14 protein-coding genes are annotated in these 16,141 nt (G+C 66.7%); 3 read left to right on the forward strand and 11 right to left on the reverse strand.

Going from position 1 to position 16,141, the window contains the following annotated elements; translation table 11 throughout:
* Positions 1-36: 36 nt before the first annotated feature.
* Positions 37-465: a DUF3617 domain-containing protein gene (locus ACVKN3_RS06105; protein WP_354513540.1), complete on the forward strand. Its 429-nt coding sequence runs from the start codon at positions 37-39 to the stop codon at positions 463-465.
* A 279-nt stretch (positions 466-744) separates the two neighbouring features.
* Here ACVKN3_RS06105 and ACVKN3_RS06110 read toward each other — a convergent pair whose 3' ends face one another.
* The 5 genes from ACVKN3_RS06110 to ACVKN3_RS06130 form a co-directional block, all read right to left on the reverse strand.
* On the reverse strand, positions 745-1,125 hold the full coding sequence (locus ACVKN3_RS06110; RefSeq protein WP_354513539.1) for a VOC family protein: 381 nt from the start codon (positions 1,123-1,125) through the stop codon (positions 745-747).
* 48 nt (positions 1,126-1,173) lie between these two features.
* A complete protein-coding gene (locus ACVKN3_RS06115; RefSeq protein ID WP_354513537.1) occupies positions 1,174-2,118 on the reverse strand; it encodes a hypothetical protein in 945 nt (314 codons plus the stop codon).
* Positions 2,119-2,500: 382 nt separating this feature from the next.
* Positions 2,501-3,619 carry a J domain-containing protein gene (locus tag ACVKN3_RS06120; RefSeq protein ID WP_354513535.1) on the reverse strand — a complete coding sequence of 373 codons (1,119 nt, stop codon included), beginning with the start codon at positions 3,617-3,619 and terminating at the stop codon, positions 2,501-2,503.
* Positions 3,620-3,708: 89 nt separating this feature from the next.
* Positions 3,709-5,277, reverse strand: a complete 1,569-nt coding sequence (locus ACVKN3_RS06125; RefSeq protein ID WP_354513533.1) for a glycoside hydrolase family 30 protein — start codon at positions 5,275-5,277, stop codon at positions 3,709-3,711.
* A gap of 21 nt (positions 5,278-5,298) precedes the next feature.
* Positions 5,299-6,150 carry a helix-turn-helix transcriptional regulator gene (locus ACVKN3_RS06130; protein ID WP_354513531.1) on the reverse strand — a complete coding sequence of 284 codons (852 nt, stop codon included), beginning with the start codon at positions 6,148-6,150 and terminating at the stop codon, positions 5,299-5,301.
* A gap of 98 nt (positions 6,151-6,248) precedes the next feature.
* On the opposite strand from ACVKN3_RS06130, the gene ACVKN3_RS06135 reads away from it, so the two are divergent.
* Positions 6,249-7,145 (forward strand): SDR family oxidoreductase, encoded by an 897-nt coding sequence (locus ACVKN3_RS06135; RefSeq protein WP_354513529.1) that lies wholly within the window; start codon positions 6,249-6,251, stop codon positions 7,143-7,145.
* Positions 7,146-7,386: 241 nt separating this feature from the next.
* On the opposite strand, the gene ACVKN3_RS06140 is transcribed toward ACVKN3_RS06135, so the two are convergent.
* From ACVKN3_RS06140 to ACVKN3_RS06165, 6 genes are all read right to left on the reverse strand, one after another.
* Positions 7,387-9,699, reverse strand: coding sequence for a hypothetical protein (locus ACVKN3_RS06140; RefSeq protein WP_354513527.1), 2,313 nt, complete (start codon positions 9,697-9,699; stop codon positions 7,387-7,389).
* A 309-nt stretch (positions 9,700-10,008) separates the two neighbouring features.
* Positions 10,009-10,530, reverse strand: a complete 522-nt coding sequence (locus ACVKN3_RS06145; protein ID WP_354513525.1) for a DUF2127 domain-containing protein — start codon at positions 10,528-10,530, stop codon at positions 10,009-10,011.
* Positions 10,531-10,578: 48 nt separating this feature from the next.
* On the reverse strand, positions 10,579-10,971 hold the full coding sequence (locus ACVKN3_RS06150; protein WP_456991380.1) for a DUF2894 domain-containing protein: 393 nt from the start codon (positions 10,969-10,971) through the stop codon (positions 10,579-10,581).
* Positions 10,968-11,612, reverse strand: a complete 645-nt coding sequence (locus ACVKN3_RS06155; protein ID WP_036138457.1) for an OmpA family protein — start codon at positions 11,610-11,612, stop codon at positions 10,968-10,970. The genes ACVKN3_RS06150 and ACVKN3_RS06155 overlap by 4 nt, the downstream gene beginning before the upstream one ends.
* Positions 11,609-13,582: a DUF802 domain-containing protein gene (locus tag ACVKN3_RS06160; RefSeq protein ID WP_354513523.1), complete on the reverse strand. Its 1,974-nt coding sequence runs from the start codon at positions 13,580-13,582 to the stop codon at positions 11,609-11,611. The genes ACVKN3_RS06155 and ACVKN3_RS06160 overlap by 4 nt, the downstream gene beginning before the upstream one ends.
* A gap of 10 nt (positions 13,583-13,592) precedes the next feature.
* Positions 13,593-14,288, reverse strand: a complete 696-nt coding sequence (locus ACVKN3_RS06165; protein WP_354513521.1) for a DUF3348 domain-containing protein — start codon at positions 14,286-14,288, stop codon at positions 13,593-13,595.
* Between the two features lie 91 nt (positions 14,289-14,379).
* On the opposite strand from ACVKN3_RS06165, the gene ACVKN3_RS06170 reads away from it, so the two are divergent.
* Entirely contained in the window at positions 14,380-16,134 is a 1,755-nt protein-coding gene (locus ACVKN3_RS06170) for an alpha-glucosidase (protein WP_354513519.1), read from the forward strand.
* The last annotated feature ends 7 nt before the right edge of the window (positions 16,135-16,141 follow it).

A 16,141-nucleotide genomic window follows, 5' to 3' on the forward strand; every position in this document is an offset into this window, starting at 1 on the left:
ATGAAGCGCTACCTGCCCAGATGGAGGGTCGGAGCCATGACCCTGAGCGCGCTGGCCGCTGCCGCCGCGTGCGCCCTTGCCATGACGACGGCCACACCGGTCCACGCCGATCCCGGCGACTTCGGCGCCATGCCCGGGCTGTGGCGGATCAAGGTGCGGCACGTGGTCAACGGCAAGGCCGGTGCACCCGAGGTGCAGTGGCATTGCGTGGATGAAGGTGCCGATCCCTGGACCACGTTCGCCGCATGGACGCAGGCGGAGGGCGAGTGCACTGCCACGGACCAGCAACGCCGCAGTACCTCGCTGGCGTGGAAGCTCAGCTGCAAGGCGGCCGCGCCAGCTTCGGCGCATGTGGATTTCGACAGCGCCAAGCACTACACCGGCAGCGTCACGGTGGAAGGCCGCGGCGAGGTGACACAGGTGGAGGGCGACCGTTACGCCGCCTGCACCAGCCCGGAGGATTGACGCGGCGGCGGCAACCACGACGCCGGTGTGTCGGGAGCGCCTATGCGACTATCCGTGAATGGCGTCTAGCGCTGGGTCCAGCGCACACAGCGCCGCCTCACCCGGGCGCAACGTCAGCACCCGCACACCGTGACACGTCACCGCAAAAGTGTGGTCGAACTGCGCGGACAGCTTGCCATGCGGCTGTGGCCCTTACCGCTGCGTCGGCTGGGACGATCCGTCACGTCGGCTGGCCGATCGCTCGTAGGCCTCGTCGACACGCGCCATGACGTGCACAGGCTATCGATTCGGAATCCACTGGCAAAGGTGCAACAACACCCCACTCGGGTCGTGAACGAAAACCACGATGGCGCCATAGTCCTGCCTCGCCGGCGGCTGGACGCGCGCCTCCGGGAAAGCGCCCCCATCCAGCACCGAAGCGACATGTGCGTACCAGGCCTGCGCATCATCCACTGTCACATGCAGCATGCTGTTCTCGGCGAACGCCTTGACGTAGTAATCCTGGATGTAGAAATGCTGCTCGTCGGCCAGGCGTACCAGCGCCAGGCCGGAGCCAACGTCGAAGGTTTCCCAGCCGAGGGCGGCGTAGAACCGTTTGCACAGTGCGAAGTCTTTGGCCGGGACAAACGGCCGTAGGTCGGTGGCTTTCGGATAAGGCATAACTACCTCCATGCACCTCTTTTTTAATAATCGAGCATCGCGTGCACGCTACCGTTTCTTGAGATAAAGCACAGATCCGCCGAAGTCTATAACAGCACGGTAAGCGATCATGAAGTCTGCACCCAGCAGCCCTCCCTCGGGATTTTCGAGCGGCCGCTCTTTGCTCGCGTAGGTATAGACATCTTCAACCACGGCATTGTTTATCGGATCCGACGTCCATTGCCCTATCCGCAATGTGACCGACTGAGCTGTAGAGTAGGCATTCTCAGTGGCTCCCTTTGGGCCAGCGTTTCGTCCAATGACTTTCCCTGACTTAACTCCGCCGGCACGCGCAAAATCCTCGTCTATATTCAAAGCAGCCACGGTGCTTATCATCATGCGTCGTGTCGCATCGCCAATGCTCACGTCGACTTCATATTTACCAGTACCCGGCTCCTCTCGTATAGGTATGGCCACATAGCCATTCGACAGAAGATGCTGGCGCAATGCGGCTATTTGCGTCGTACTGGGATCAAGCAGGAGTTGGGATTTTCCAAAATCAACCACGGCGCGGCTTGCTCGAATCCAATCGAGTCCCAGCATGCCCGGCTGCTTGCCAGGCGTTTCGAACACCGAAACCGGAACATCTCTGTATTGTTTGTCGCCAATCTTGAGAAGCCCCAACCTGGCCCTATCAAGACCGAGAGAACTTACCTTTCCGGGAGCCTCGATTCCGAATGAACCCACATGCTGCGCGCCTTCGACTCTCACCGTCTTGGCTTCCGCATGATTTATCTGCATGAAAAACGCTGCGTTAGCATGCACAACCATATCGAAGCCATGCCCATTCAATTGCACATGCACGACAGGCCGCTTGCCGGAGATTTCCCTAACCTGAAAGGGAATGACAGATGCGTTGGCATTGGCCCTGGCGGCATATGCACCAACACACATGAAAAGTAAGACCATCGCACATACAAAGCATTGGCTTGTTCGTGCCGTCAACTTGCGCATAGCAGTTCCTGTCTCAGATTGAAGTGGATGCACCGGAAAGCAAGGAACTAATCCTTTGCATAGCAGGAAGAATTGCAACGAACCACACCCTTATCTAGTGCCAAATGTAATCCTGTTTCATCGTCTCTCGCGCCAATGGGAAATCCGATGCCTTTGTCCTAGTGGACTGTCGCCGCCTTTCGATGGGTGCGCTTCCTTCCCCCCGAATCAGCCACATGCCTCAGGTCAGGGGTGTGTCCTTGAGACGGGCAAGGACGGCACTCAATTCGTTCAGAGACTGCAATGACTCAAGCACGCAGATAAAGGTATCCAGGCTGCATTGCCCGGTCCGTTCGAACCAGAAATTAGCTGGGCGCTCGCCTTCGGCTCCCCGCATCGCACCTCAGAACATCTGGTCGTCATAGTCCATCTCAGCCAACTCCTTCCTGACCTCTTTCAACCAGGACTTAAGCCGTGACGGATCATCGAACAGTCGAAGGTCCTTCTCGAAGGCGCGGATATCCTGACGCATGCCGGTCATCTGCGAGGTAAGGCTGCGCTTGACGGTCTTGGGTGAAACGGACCTGGTGGGTGCCATGCCGCTGCGCATCAGGAAACCCATCTGCACGTCTACCAGCTCCTCGTCGAGCTGGTGGAGTTGTTCCTTGAGGACGACATTCCATCGCTTGAGCCTGTCCTCGCCGACGTTGTCGAGCGACGCCTGGTCGATGTGTTCCAGCTCCAGCTGCAACTCCAGCAGGTCCAGCAGGCTCTTCTTGCCGTAAGCCAGGTTGACCTTCTGCATCAGGGTGGCCTTGCGCTCCCGCTCGACAGGATCGGGCTCGCGGTCGGGATGCAGCGCGCTGGCCAGCTTGCGGTAGACCTCGCGGATCGACAGGTTGACCTCGTCCTGCTCCGCACGCGCGCGATCTTCGGCGGTGCTCTGCCTTGGCGTCTTCTTTCGCCGGGCGTGGTACTCGTCACGCGCCTGCCGATGCGCGCGCGCCCGCTCCTCGTGCGCGTCCAGGGGCTCGGCGTCATGCACCCCTTCGTCGGTGGGCTGCGCGAACACGCCATCTGTCTTCTCGTCCCCGAACATCGCCGACAGGGCATCGCTGATCTCGTTCATGGCGGCCTCCGCCCTGGGATCCACCGGGTTGTAGCGCCGATAGATACCCGCGACACCCGGGTCGTCCACGCTCTGCACCAGATCACCGACGACCCGGATCAGCAGGTCGGCAAGGGTCCGGCGCTCGGTCTTCGTCAGGTCCTTGCTGCCGTGCATCTGGTCCAGGCGGGTGACCAGCTGGATACGCACCGCGTTGTACTGCTGCAGCAGGGGGACGAACTCGTTGCCGTACTTGCGCTGGAACTCGGCGTCGAACGCGGCCCAGTCGGCCAGTGCCTCACGACGCTCGCCGATCTTCTGGACCAGCTCGTTGAACGTCTTCTGGCCTTTCGAGACGACTCGCGCCGTTCCGGCGGCAGGCGTACCGATGGGGCTGAGGGTGTATTTGGGCACGAAGCAACTCCGGCGAAGTACGAAAAGCGCACCCCGATGTTACGCGACATGGCCTGACCGCTTCACCGTGCGGATGTCGCTGCAACGCCCTACTCCACCCGCGGCGGCGCACGCTCCGGGCCCAGCCACCGCTGCACACGTCGTATCCACGTACCCAGCACGTCCGGATGCCAGACGAACGTGGCCACGCTTTCCGCCGGCAAGGTGTACGCGAACTGGCTGCGCCCCTGCGCCACCGTCAGCTGCTGCGCCTCGGTCTTGATGTTTACCGCCACCAGTACGATCGATCCATCGACCGGATTGGCGAACGCGACATTGGCGATACCCATGCTGGCATCGGTATCGTTCGACTTGATGCGCACGGCCCCCGGGGCGACGAACCGACTGAAATGGGCCAGTGCGTAATACTCGTCGTTGCGGGTCACCTCGCCCGTCTGCGAATCGATGGTGACCACACCCTTGCACACGGCGCATCCGCCGAAGTGGGGGCCGTGGTCCTCGTCGAGCGCCAGGTTCCAGTAGATGACGCCACGCGCCCATTGCCGCGTGCCGGTAACCAGCAGGTTGCGCGTGAACCACAGCAGTTCGCCGTTCATGCTCAGCGCCCAGTCGCCGCCCGAGCACTCGGTGATGTAGGCGTCCTTGTCGGGATGCGCGCGGTGCACGGTGCCCTGTGCGTGCTGGCTACCCTCGTAGCAATGCCAGGCGACGCCGTCGACATAACGGGCCACGTCGGGATTCGACAGCACGCCCAGCGGTTCCTCCGGGTGGCTCCAGTTGTGGTCCCAGTCGAGAATGCGCGTGCGCGGCGTCCGTGCGGCAAGCTTCGGCCCCAGGTACTGGCCGATGATGCGGGCACGCGTGGCGGCATCCATCGGCATGCCGGGATACGTCATGGGCGAGAAGTGCGGCTCGTTCTGCAAGGTGAGCGCGAAGATGGAAATACCGAAGTGACGGTACGCATCGAGGTACCTGATCAGGTAATCGGCATACACGCTCTCGTACTGCTCCAGCAGTTGCCCGCCGATCAGGTTGCCCTCGGACTTCATCCAGGCCGGCGCGCTCCAGGGCGAGGCCACGATAAGCAGGCCCGGCTGCAGGGCAAGCGCTTCCTGCACCGTCGGGATCACTTCGGGCAGGTTCTCGGCCACGTTGAAGTGCTTCAGGTCCGGATCGGTCTCGCCGAAAGGAATATCGTCCAGCGTGTAGAAGTGTCGAGAGAAATCGGATGCCCCGATGGTCAGGCGCATCATGTTGAAGTCGAGGCCGGGCGGCGGACCGTACAACTCGCGCATCAGCGCGTGGCGCTGGCGCGGGTTCAACCGGTGGCGCAGCAGCCAGGCGGAGGCATCGGTCATCGCGGCGCCGAACCCGGTCATGCTCTGGTACGCCACTTCCGCGTCGATCGTGATGTCGGCGGTCGTGCCATCGCGCGCCTTCATGGCGACGGCGTCCTGCGGTGACAGCTTGAGCCGGCGATCCGCCGTGCTCAGCCACACATCCACCGACGGCATGATCGGCTGCACCGCCGGCTTGGCCGCCTTTGCAGGCGACGATTGCCGCGCCTGCGGCGCGACCAGCACCGTGATGGACAGCACGACGAGCAACAGCAACGCGCCCGCTATCACGCGGTGGGATGCGAACCGTGCTTCATCCATGAAGAACGCGCCTGCACAAGGTCACGTGGCGGCTCGCCCGTTCATCGCGCGTCGAACCTCGACCCGCTCGCGAATGCGTTCCGCATCCGCCGCGGACACCGCGTTGTAGACGATGACGTGCAGGTCCGGACGGCCGTCCACGGCAAACGCCGAATATTCCAGGTCCAGCACGCCGAGGTCCGCATGATGGATCCGCTTGATGCCGTCGCCGTGCGCGCGCACATCGTTGTCGAGCCACATCGCCTCGAATTCCGGACTGACCCGGGCCAGGTCTTCCACGAACTGGCCGATCTCCGCCGTGGCGCCGGCACGGGCGACATCCGCGCGAAACGCGCCCACGACGAACCGGGCCACCTTTTCCCAGTCGTCCTGGTGCTCGCGCACGCGTGCGTTGGCGAACATGAGGTGGAGGATGTTGCGCTCGGCCGGCGGCAGCAGGCCGTAGTCGGTGAACACCGCGGCAGCGGCCTCGTTCCAGGCCACGACATCCCACAGCGCGGTGCGCACGAAGGCCGGGCTGCTGCCCAGGGCATCCAGCACGCGTTGCAGGCGTGGCGTCACGCCGTCGTAGGATCGGTAACGCACCTCGGGCAGGCGCCCCAGCGCCAGCATGAACAGGTGCTCGCGCTCCGGCTCGGTCAGCAGCAGGCCGACGGCGATGCGGTTGAGTACCTCGGCCGACGGTGCGCCACCTCGCCCCTGTTCCAGCCAGGTGTACCAGGTGGGGCTGATGTTGGCGCGCTGGGCGACTTCCTCGCGACGCAGGCCCTTCGTGCGCCGCCGGCCACCGACGAAGCCGAAGCTCGCCGGATCGAGCCGCGTGCGGCGATCGCGCAGGAAGGTGCCCAGCGGATTGTCGAGGGGATCGGACATGGCGAGCCTGTTGGTTTCTATACCACGATAACGTCACTACTTTACCCGTATCCGGGCCGGGACCATCGTACCCCGACACCCCCAGTTGAGGCATCCCCATGCGTATCTTCCTTACCGGCGCCACCGGCTTCATCGGCTCGCGCATCGTTCCCGAACTGCTCGCGGCCGGGCACCAGGTGCTGGGCATGACCCGCTCCGACGCCGGGGCCGAGGCCCTGCGGGCGGCGGGTGCCGAGGTCCACCACGGCCAACTGGAAGACCTGGACAGCCTGCGTGCCGGCGCGGCGCAGGCCGATGCCGTGATCCACACCGCGTTCGACCACGACTTCAGCCGGTTCGTGGCCAACTGCGAGAAAGACCGGCAGGTGATCAAGGCGCTGGGCTCGGCACTGGCCGGCACGCGGCGTCCCCTGCTGATCACCTCGGGCACCGGCATCGGCAGCCGTGGACCCGGCCGGTTGGCCACCGAGGATGTCTTCGACGCCGCGCATCCCAACCCGCGCATCGCGTCGGAGATGGCCGGCAACGAACTGCTGGCCCAGGGCGTGGCCGTGGCGGTCGTGCGGCTGCCGCAGGTACACGATACGGTGAGGCAGGGCCTCATCAGCCCCTTGCTGGACGTGGTGCGCGAGAAGCGCGTGTCGGGTTACGTAGGCGATGGCCAGAACCGCTGGCCCGCGGCGCACGTACTGGACGTGGCGCGCCTGTACCGGCTGGCCATCGAGCGGTGTACGCCGGGCGCGCGCTACAACGCGGTGGCCGAGGAAGGTATCCCCGCGCGCGATATCGCGCAGGTGCTGGGGGAAGGCATGGGTGTGCCGGTGGCATCGATCGACGCCGACAAGGCGGCCGATCACTTCGGCTGGCTGGGGATGTTCGTCGGCCTGGACATGGCCGCATCCAGCGCATGGACCCGCGAGACGCTGGACTGGCACCCCACTGGCCCCACCCTCCTGGAGGACCTCAGGCGCATGGATTACTCCAGCCACGCCTGAGTCGGGGGAAGCGCGCCGTTACTTCTGGTTGCGCTTCTTTTCGTCCTTGACCGCTTTCTTTTCCTTCATGGTCTTGGCGGGCTTCTTCTTCTCGCCCTTCTTCGAATCTAGTCCCTTGCTCACGGCGTCTCCTCGATAAGTGCTTCGGCGGATCGCCGTCGCTGGGTGGACCGCGCACGCGCGGTCCACCCAGCGAAGATTACGCCTTATTGCGTACACACGGGGCGCGCGACCCCATGATTCACACGCTGCCGAACAGGCCCCGTGCATAGTCGTACTCCGCAAGCATCTCGTCGAAGCTCAGCGCCCGGTTCCATACCGCGGCATAGCGGGTCAGCACCGCACCCTGCCCCGCGGCGTCGCCGCCGTCCTTCCATGCGTTGATCAGTACCTTGCCGTTGAGTGGCCGCGCCGGCAGGCCGGGATAGCCCTGCTCGCGCGGCTGGTCTTCATAGGCGGGGCAGAGGAAGCGCACGGTGCCGGCCACCGCATCCACCGACACGATGGCGAAACGCGGCTTGTAGCGCGTGTCGGTGGATTGGCCAGGGCCCGTGGTCACGGCTTTCTCACTACCGGTGAGCGCCAGCCGGAAGCTGGTCAGTTCCGCGTCGGTGGCGCCCAGCGTGTACGAGTGCTGCAGAGCCAGGCCCGCCATGCGCGGGCTGAATCCCTGGAAGGTGCTGATCGCACGCCCCGCGTTGCTGCCGGGGCCGACACCGTAGGGACTGCAGAACACCGCCGCGAACGTCATGCTGGCGGTCTCGTCGATGTCGGTCTGGAAGCCCTGCGTACCGTTGGCCGACTGCGTGCCGGACGCGGTGAAGCTGGGCCGGCCGATCAGCGTGAGCGCCGCGCGGCCGCTGCCGGACCGGTCGACCACGTCGCTGCGCGCGTTGCCGTTGAAGTGCCACTCACCGGTGGGTTGCACACGCCTGACCCAGCCCAGCGCGACATCGGCGACGAGCGCGTAGTTGTGCATGGGACGCGTCGTGCCGTTGCTGGCCACGTAGACGTCGGTGTCGCCGGCGCTGTCACGGATGTTGGTGCGCGGCCCGCCGTTGCGCCCGGCGATGGACGCCGGCTCGGCGGGGTCGCCCCAGCCCAGCGAGATCTTGCTGGCGCTGGACGGCAGGTCCGTCTTCAGCGTGATCTGCAGGGTGTCGCGCGAGACCACGCGGACGGACGCGATCAGGTTGTTGTCGGTGGGGCTGGCGGGCACGATGCGGTTGTCGGCATCGCGCACGTCCAGTCCGTAGTTGCGCGTGGGCGCGACCCAGCGCGTATCCAGCGTCAGCACGCCGGAGGGCACGTTGAAGGTCAGGTTGATGGTGCGGGCGCTGACTCGTACCGCTGCCACGACGTCGAGCGCGGGATTGCGCAGGGCGATGCCCGCCGAGCGATCGAGAATCAGCTGGTAGAGCGCACGCGCGAAGTAACGCCCCTGCCACCGATGGCTTTCGTTGGTCAGGTGCAGCATGGGCTGATCGACAGCGGCTTCGTCGGCGTAGTCGAACAGGTACTGCGGGTTCACCATGCGCAGGTACGGACTGGCCAGGCAGGCGTCGCGTTGCGCGAGCGCGATGAACGGGTTGCAGAACGCCAGGCTCATGGCACCGTAGCTGTTATGGCTGCACACCTGGCCGATCAGCCACAGCGGTCGCCAGCTCTGCTCCGGCAGGTTCACCTGGCACAGCTTCTGCCAATGCGCGCGCTCCAGCGCGATCAGCTTGCTCTTGTAGGTGGCGCGCGTTTCCGAACGGCCCGTGGAATCCGCTTCGCCCTGTTGCCAGGTGGTGGCCAGCCAGGCGATGTTGCTGCCGTCGCGCTGGCCCTCTTCGCGCATCAGCCGCAGCATCGAGGTAAGCCGCAACCGGCTGTTGTTCCAGCCTTGGTAGCCGTCGAGTTTGTCGTCGTCGAGGAAGCTGGCGAAGTAGCCGATCGGGCGACCGCCCTCGCCGCTGGTGAAGGCCGCATAGCGGCTGTACTGCGATGCCGCGGGCACGCCGGTAAGGGCGGCGGTGTAGTCGACCAGGCCGTCCGCGCAGGCATTGGTGCCGACTTCGCCACCGGTACCGTGGCCGCCGTCGTATTCCACGAGCGGCGCCAGTCCGGTCATGGCGCTGGCGTCCGTGCCCGGACGCACGCCGCCGTTGAAGGTCACGTTGGCGTAGATCTGCTGCAAGGTCAGCGCGGGTCGTCCACCCGTGCCGACCGCGTTGGACTGGCCATGGAACATGATCAGTTCGCGGCGCGCGCGAAGGATGGTTTCCGACGCGGCAATGGCGTTCGCGGCTGGCAGCATGCCGCCGGCGACCACCGTGCCGGCGTTGGCCGTACTGCCGAACAACCAGGACAGCCCGAGGCTACCGCCCACGCTGGCCAGGCCGACGCCACCCGCCGCGGAAACACCGACCCGAAGGAACTGCCGTCGGGCGATATCCGGTTGGCCCGGTTCCGGCACGGCCGCGGCAGGACGCCACGGTCGCAGGTCGATGCCGCCATCGGGGCGATGCAGGTTCAGGGAGACACGCTTGAATATCCAGGACTGTTTCATGAGGCAACTCGTTGGCGCCCGGGCGCATGCCGGGCGTGAATAGAAAAGAGGAGCGCACGAACGAAACCTGCCGAACCACGTGTGGACGGACGACGCACGACGATGGCTTCGGAATGTGCAGTTACGATGTATCACGCGAACCGGGTTACGCGACCCGTCGTAATCGGCAAGGAGGCCACGCATCACTCCTTTTGTGAGCTGCGCCGCAAACCGGCGCGCGCTGCGCAAGCCCGCACGGATGCACGGGCATCACGCGTCACGGGCACTGCGTTGCGCAGGCCCGTGCGTCCATCGGTCACACCCTTGTCGTTATCGCGCGTGCAGCGCCGATGCGTCCGTCACGCCACCACGCGGTCGCATGGCGAGGCGAACCAGATAGATCACGATGAGCACGTTGGCGACGAGCACGGCAACCTTCAGCCAGCCGAAACGCACGATGCATTCGTAGATCTCCACGGGCACGAGCGAGCCGGTGGCGATGACGGTGAACCACTCGGCCCAGTGCTTGCGCATCCACAGGCCGATGCCTTCGGTGGCGAAAATGGCGGCATACACCAGCGCCACGATGCCCACCGCCTCGACCTTGGCCGGCCCCATCTGTTCGAGCAGGTGCACCAGGCTCCAGCGCAGGTCGTTGCTGTCGGTCAGCGGCAGGTGTTCCAGCCAGTGGACCAGGTGCCGGAAGCGGTCTTCCTGGTCGAGGTGGAACGCGGCGCTGGCGATGATGATGAGACCGATCGTCTTGACCGCCTTGTAGACCGCGATGATGCGCAGGCCGGCAGGGTGGTGGTCGGTTGCGTGCGTGTCGTTCGGAAGATCGGTCGGCGTCATCGGCGAACTATAGATGGGCCAAGGCCGTGGCGTAATCCGCCGCGGGCATTATTTGCGCGGTTTCTTCCGCGCGCGCTTGCCGATGGTGGCCGGTTGCGGCGCGCCGTCGGGTGTCGGGCCGCCGCGCTCGCCCACGCGTTCCATCCAGGCCAGGTCGTCGACGTAGCCCAGGAAGTGCTGCAGGTAACCGGGTGACACGTCGCGCATCACGCCCAGGGCACGATGCACCAGGGCCGACGAGTTCAGCGGGCCGGCGTTCTCGGGCACCGGCGCCAGCGACTGGCGCAGCTGGCTTTCGGTACGCACCCGCGACCACAGGCGCTGGAAGTCGTCCAGCAGCGGCAGCTCCGGATACGACGAGGTGCCGCCGCGTTCGGCCGCGAGGGCGTCGACCAGCTGGCCGAGAGGGCCGCGAGGCACCGAGGACGGCGGAGTGCTCACGGCGCGCCGGCGGCCGGCTTGGACGGCCGCGGCATCGGCGCGATCTCCACGCGGCGGTTCTTCGCCCGGCCTTCCTCACTGGTGTTCGCGCCCACCGGCTGCTCGGCCCCGAAGGCGGCGGCAAACACGGACGATGCCGGCACGCCCGCGGCGATCAGCGCGCGGGTGACCGTGAGCGATCGCTGGGCCGAGAGTTCCCAGTTGTCGACGAAGTGGCGGTTGCCGTCGTGCACGGGCTGGTCGTCGGTGAAGCCGCTGACCATCAGCACGTCGTCGCGCGTCTTCAGGTAATCGGTGAGCGGACCGGCCAGGCTTTTCATCACCTCCTGGCCCTCCGGTTGCAACTGGTCGGAATTGAGCGCGAACAGCACGCTGCCCCGGATGCCGATGCGGCCATCGACCAGCGTGACCCTTCCCGCGGCGATCGGTGCGGCCAGGGCCTGCTCCAGCGTCTGCCGGCGCTGCTGCTCCACCTGTTTCTGCTTCACCGCTTCGTCCAGCTTGCTGGTGAGCTGTAACTGCATGCCGATGACGCCGACCAGGATCAGCACGAACGCGCCCAGCAGCACCGACATCAGGTCGCCGAACGCGGCCCAGATCGGCGTGCCGGCTTCGCCTTCGAGTTCGGCGTCGTCGCTCATGCGTCGGCCGCCCCGCTCGCACGCTGGCGCGCCAGCTGCTGCATTTCCTCGATGATCTGCTTCTGCGACAACACGCTGAGGTCGACCACCTCCCTGGCCTGCGCCACGTAGTACGCCAGTTGCTCATCGCTGCGCGCCATCGCGCCGTCCAGTGCGCCGGCGATGTGCTGCAGGCGCTCCGCCAGGGCCTCGTTGGACTGGCCAAACAACTGCACGGCGCTGCCGAAGGCCTCGCCCAGGCCGGCCACCTCGGTGGTGCTGCCGGTGAGCTGCGCGGCGACGGCGTCGAGCTGGCGCGCGCCGGCCTCCACCTGGTCGCCGAAGCGCGTGCCGACACGCTCGAGCAGGTCGGCGGACGTGGTGACGAGCGCATCCACGGCGGTGCGCTGTTCGGTGGACGCGTGGTTGACGGCGTCCAGCAGCGTTTCCAGCGTGGCCAGCAGACGGTTGCGCTCGTCGAGCATGGCCGTGTCGCGCAGCATGCTGTCGGACAGTTTCTGGCGCAGCTCCGCGACCACTTCGGCCGCCGCGCGGGGCGCCTCGGCCGCGGCCTCGACCAGGCGTGCCATCTCGGCGATGGTTGCGCCGGCGTGAGCCTCGGTGCTGGCCGACACCGCCGTGGCCGTGCGCTCCAGCGTGTCGCAGATGGCCTGCTCGCGACGGATCGCGTCCGCGGCGGCGGCCTCCCACTGGGCCTGCAACGAGGTGGTCATCCCGGCCAGGGCGTCGCTCCACGTGGCCAGGCGCGCGGCATCGCGCGAGGCGAGCACGTCCTGCAGTTCCGCATGCGACTGGTTGACCGCGTGGACCAGCGAGGCGGTATGCGCGTCGAACGTCGCCGCCGCCGTGGCCAGCGCCTCGTGGTGGCGGGTGGCCAGCGCGGCACCGTGGTCGTCCAGCGCGCCTTGCAGGTGCTGCACCAGGGTGGCGTTGCCGGCCTGCTGGCGGGCCAGGGCGTCGTGCCAGATCGTCGCCACCTCGGCGGTGCTTTTCGCAAAGCCGGCGGCGAGGCCGTCCAACTGTGCCTTTACGGCGTGGGTCACCGTGTCGTGCAGTGCCGAGGTCTCGCGCGCCAGCCCCTCCATGGTCGCTGCCATCACCGGCTGGAACGCGGCACTGGCCGCACGCGCGCTCTCGGCCACGCTGTCCTGCAGGGACGCACGAACCGACTCGGCCAATCCCGTGTAGACCGTGGCCGTCGCGGCATGGAAGGCTTCCTGGCTGGCGAGCTGGCGCTCGCCCGCGGCCACGCCCTGCTGCTCCAGGCTGGCCATCATCGCCTGCAAACGATCGACCAGCGCAGGCATCACCTCGGTCTGCTGCTGCAGCAGGCGGAACGTCTCGTCACGCCGGTGCGCCTGCGAGAACACACGCAGCGTGGTCGATGCCTTCGCATCCAGCGCCTGCACCACTTCCAGCCGCTCACGGCGAAGCAAGGCGGACAGCAGTCCCAGCATGGCCGAGCTGGCCACGCCGGCAATCGACGTGCCGAAGGCGAAGCCCAGCCCCTTCACCGGCGCGGCCAGCGAGCCGCGGATCGCCTGCAGGTCGGTGGCGCTTTCCAGCGCCAGCCCGGTACCGCGCAGGGTGGCCATCATGCCCAGCAGCGTGCCGAGCATGCCCAGCAACACCAGCAGGCCGACCAGATAGGGCGTGAGCGACGGTGCGGGCAGGGCCACGCGCTCGCCTTCGATACGCAGGCGCACCGCAGTGCGCAGGCCGGGGTGCAGGCGCTCCAGCCAGGCGCCCAGGCCGGGCGGCGTGGCGGTCAGGTCGTCCACGGCCTGGCGCAGGCTGGACGTGGCCTGCCGGTAACGGTGCAGTTCCAGCGCACCGGCCAGGTAGCACAGGCCGATCAGCAGCGCGACGGCCGCACCCAGCGGGTTGCTGCCCACGTAGCCGAAGCCGATCCAGCACACGGCCAGCAGGCCCACGAGGAAGACGGCGAGGTAAAGAGGAGTTCGGGACATGATTTCTCGGTTATCGGGCGGGCAGCGCGGCGAGCAGCGCATCCACCGGTTGGAAGCGAACGTGGAGTTCGGCCAGCAGCACGCTCTGCATGTCCTTGCGGAAGGTATCCAGCCAGATTGCGACGCCCTCGGCCTGGGCCGCGATGCGCAGCCGGTCGAAGTGCCGTCCCAGCACACCCGGCACCTGGCCCAGCAGCGCCTGCTCGCGCGGGCTGAGCGCCGCCTCCATGACGGCATCGACCCCGGCCAGGCGCGCCATATCGGCGGACACGGACGCCACGCTGTCGCGCAGGCGACCCCGCAGCTGGCCCGTCTGCGCCTGCATGGACCGTTGCAGGACGAGATAGCGCTGGCGGAACGGGGCGAAGTCGGCCAGGCCGCCCGTGTCGTCGCCCGAGGCGACCAGTTCGCGGGCGCCGGCGATGGCGCCGCCCAGCGCCTGGCGCACCCGCGCGCATTCCGCCACCTCGTCGGACAGCGGCCGGGAGAGGTCGTCGGCCGACGGAGCCGCCGGGCCGTCCAGCGTCGCGGACAAGGCAAGCGCGTGGGTCCAGTCGAGCCACTGGCTCAGCCGGTCCGGCAGGGCGATGTTCGGACGCGCGGTGTCGACGTCGGTGAGACGGGACAGCAGGCGGATGAACGTGGGGCCACGGACGCTCGTCCGCTGTACTCGTTGCACGGTATCTGCTGGCGAAAAAACGCCCATTTTACACGCGAACGGTGGCGACCCATGGATCGTCGGCAAAAGCCGCCCCCTGGGATACCATCCGGGGTCTTCCAAGTGAGGGGACGGGTCGATGGGGATGGTTCGCCGACTGGCAGGCATGGCGTGCGTGGTGTGGCTCGGCTCCGCGGCGATCGCCGCCCCGGCGCCCCCCGGCACCGGCACCGCCGCCGCACCCTGGTGGCAACATGCCCTGGTCTACGAGATCTACCCGCGCAGCTTCGGCGACAGCAACGGCGATGGCGTGGGCGACCTGAACGGCATCACCGCCCACCTCGACGATCTGCAGAAGCTGGGCGTCGATACCCTCTGGATCGCGCCGATGTACCCCTCGCCACAGGCGGACTTCGGCTACGACATCGCCGATTACGAAGCGATCGACCCGCAGTACGGCAACATGGCCGACTTCGACCGGCTGCAGGCGGAAGCGAAGAAGCGCCATCTCCACGTCGTGCTCGATATGGTGATGAACCACACCTCGGACAAACACGCCTGGTTCCTGGCCTCGGCGGCGTCGCGCGACAACCCCAAGGCCGACTGGTACGTATGGAACGACGGCATCGATGCCGCCGGCGCCACGCTGTCCGCCGTGCAGAAACGCAACATCCACGACGGCAAGGCACCGCCGAACAACTGGGAGTCGGTGTTCGGCGGCTCGGCCTGGCAGTGGGTGCCCGCGCGCAAGCAGTTCTACTATCACCGCTTCTACGTGCAGCAGCCGGACCTCAACTGGCGCAACCCGGCGGTGGAGAAAGCCATGTTCGGCGCGATACGGTTCTGGCTGGATCGCGGCGTGGACGGCTTCCGGCTGGATGCGATCTCCACGCTGTTCGAAGATCCCCGCCTGCGCAACGATCCCATCCGCTCCGGCACCAATGCGCAGGGCGAGCCCAACCTGCAATCGCTGTACAGCGACAAGCTGCCCGAAGTGCACGGCGTGATGCGCCGGTTGCGCGCCATGGTCGATGCCTACCCCGGCCAGCGTGTGCTGATCGGGGAAACCTACGAGCCCGACATCGCCCAGCTGGATGCGTGGTACGGCACGAAAGACGCCCCCGAACTGCACCTGCCCATGAATCTGCAGCTGGGCTTCGGCTGGCAGGCCAGCTTCGACGCGCGCTGGTTCCGCACGCGCCTGCAGGAATCGCAGCAGGTGCACGGGCAGCCGCTGCTGGTGGTGGACAACCACGACAACCCGCGCTCCATCGACCGCTTCGGCGACGGCCAGCACGATGTCGCCCGCGCCAAGGTGGTGGCGGCCGCCTTGCTGACCTCGCGTGCCGTGGCCCTCACGTATTACGGCGCGCCCATCGGCATGACCACCGCCACGCCCACCCGCGTGGAAGACGTGCGCGACCCCGTCGGCATCACGGGCTGGCCGAAGGACAAGGGCCGCGATGGCGAACGCACGCCGATGCAGTGGACGGCAGGGCCGCAAGCCGGATTTTCGACCAACCCGCACACCTGGCTGCCGGTCAATCCCAACCACGTCACGATCAACGTGGCGGACGAATCGGCACGGCCGGACTCACTGCTCAGCTGGCACCGCCAGCTGATCGCCCTGCGTCGTGACAACCCCGCGCTGCGCGACGGCGCCATGCGCTTCCTCGATACCGACAACCCCGACGTGTTGGTCTATCGCCGCGACGGCGACCGCCCGGTGCTGGTGATGCTCAACTTCAGCGGCAAGGCGCAACCGCTGGCGAAGGGCCTGATGCCGGGCAAGGTCAGGACGCTGGCCGGCAGCGACGCATGCCTGCCGGCCACGGCCACGCTGGAGGGGGCACGCTTGCCCGCCTATGCCGCGTGGGTCGTCACGCCTGACTGAGCGTGGC

The sequence above is a fragment of the Luteibacter sp. PvP120 genome (assembly GCF_054055715.1).

What these genes read in the sequence shown, in the direction of transcription:
- ACVKN3_RS06140 (WP_354513527.1), bottom strand. Translation starts at nt 9,699, where the DNA reads ATGAAACAGTCCTGGATATTCAAGCGTGTCTCCCTGAACCTGCATCGC.
- ACVKN3_RS06115 (WP_354513537.1), bottom strand. Translation starts at nt 2,118, where the DNA reads ATGCGCAAGTTGACGGCACGAACAAGCCAATGCTTTGTATGTGCGATG.
- ACVKN3_RS06160 (WP_354513523.1), bottom strand. Translation starts at nt 13,582, where the DNA reads ATGTCCCGAACTCCTCTTTACCTCGCCGTCTTCCTCGTGGGCCTGCTG.
- ACVKN3_RS06135 (WP_354513529.1), top strand. Translation starts at nt 6,249, where the DNA reads ATGCGTATCTTCCTTACCGGCGCCACCGGCTTCATCGGCTCGCGCATC.
- ACVKN3_RS06165 (WP_354513521.1), bottom strand. Translation starts at nt 14,288, where the DNA reads ATGGGCGTTTTTTCGCCAGCAGATACCGTGCAACGAGTACAGCGGACG.
- ACVKN3_RS06130 (WP_354513531.1), bottom strand. Translation starts at nt 6,150, where the DNA reads ATGTCCGATCCCCTCGACAATCCGCTGGGCACCTTCCTGCGCGATCGC.
- ACVKN3_RS06145 (WP_354513525.1), bottom strand. Translation starts at nt 10,530, where the DNA reads ATGACGCCGACCGATCTTCCGAACGACACGCACGCAACCGACCACCAC.
- ACVKN3_RS06110 (WP_354513539.1), bottom strand. Translation starts at nt 1,125, where the DNA reads ATGCCTTATCCGAAAGCCACCGACCTACGGCCGTTTGTCCCGGCCAAA.
- ACVKN3_RS06170 (WP_354513519.1), top strand. Translation starts at nt 14,380, where the DNA reads ATGGGGATGGTTCGCCGACTGGCAGGCATGGCGTGCGTGGTGTGGCTC.
- ACVKN3_RS06125 (WP_354513533.1), bottom strand. Translation starts at nt 5,277, where the DNA reads ATGGATGAAGCACGGTTCGCATCCCACCGCGTGATAGCGGGCGCGTTG.
- ACVKN3_RS06105 (WP_354513540.1), top strand. Translation starts at nt 37, where the DNA reads ATGACCCTGAGCGCGCTGGCCGCTGCCGCCGCGTGCGCCCTTGCCATG.
- ACVKN3_RS06155 (WP_036138457.1), bottom strand. Translation starts at nt 11,612, where the DNA reads ATGAGCGACGACGCCGAACTCGAAGGCGAAGCCGGCACGCCGATCTGG.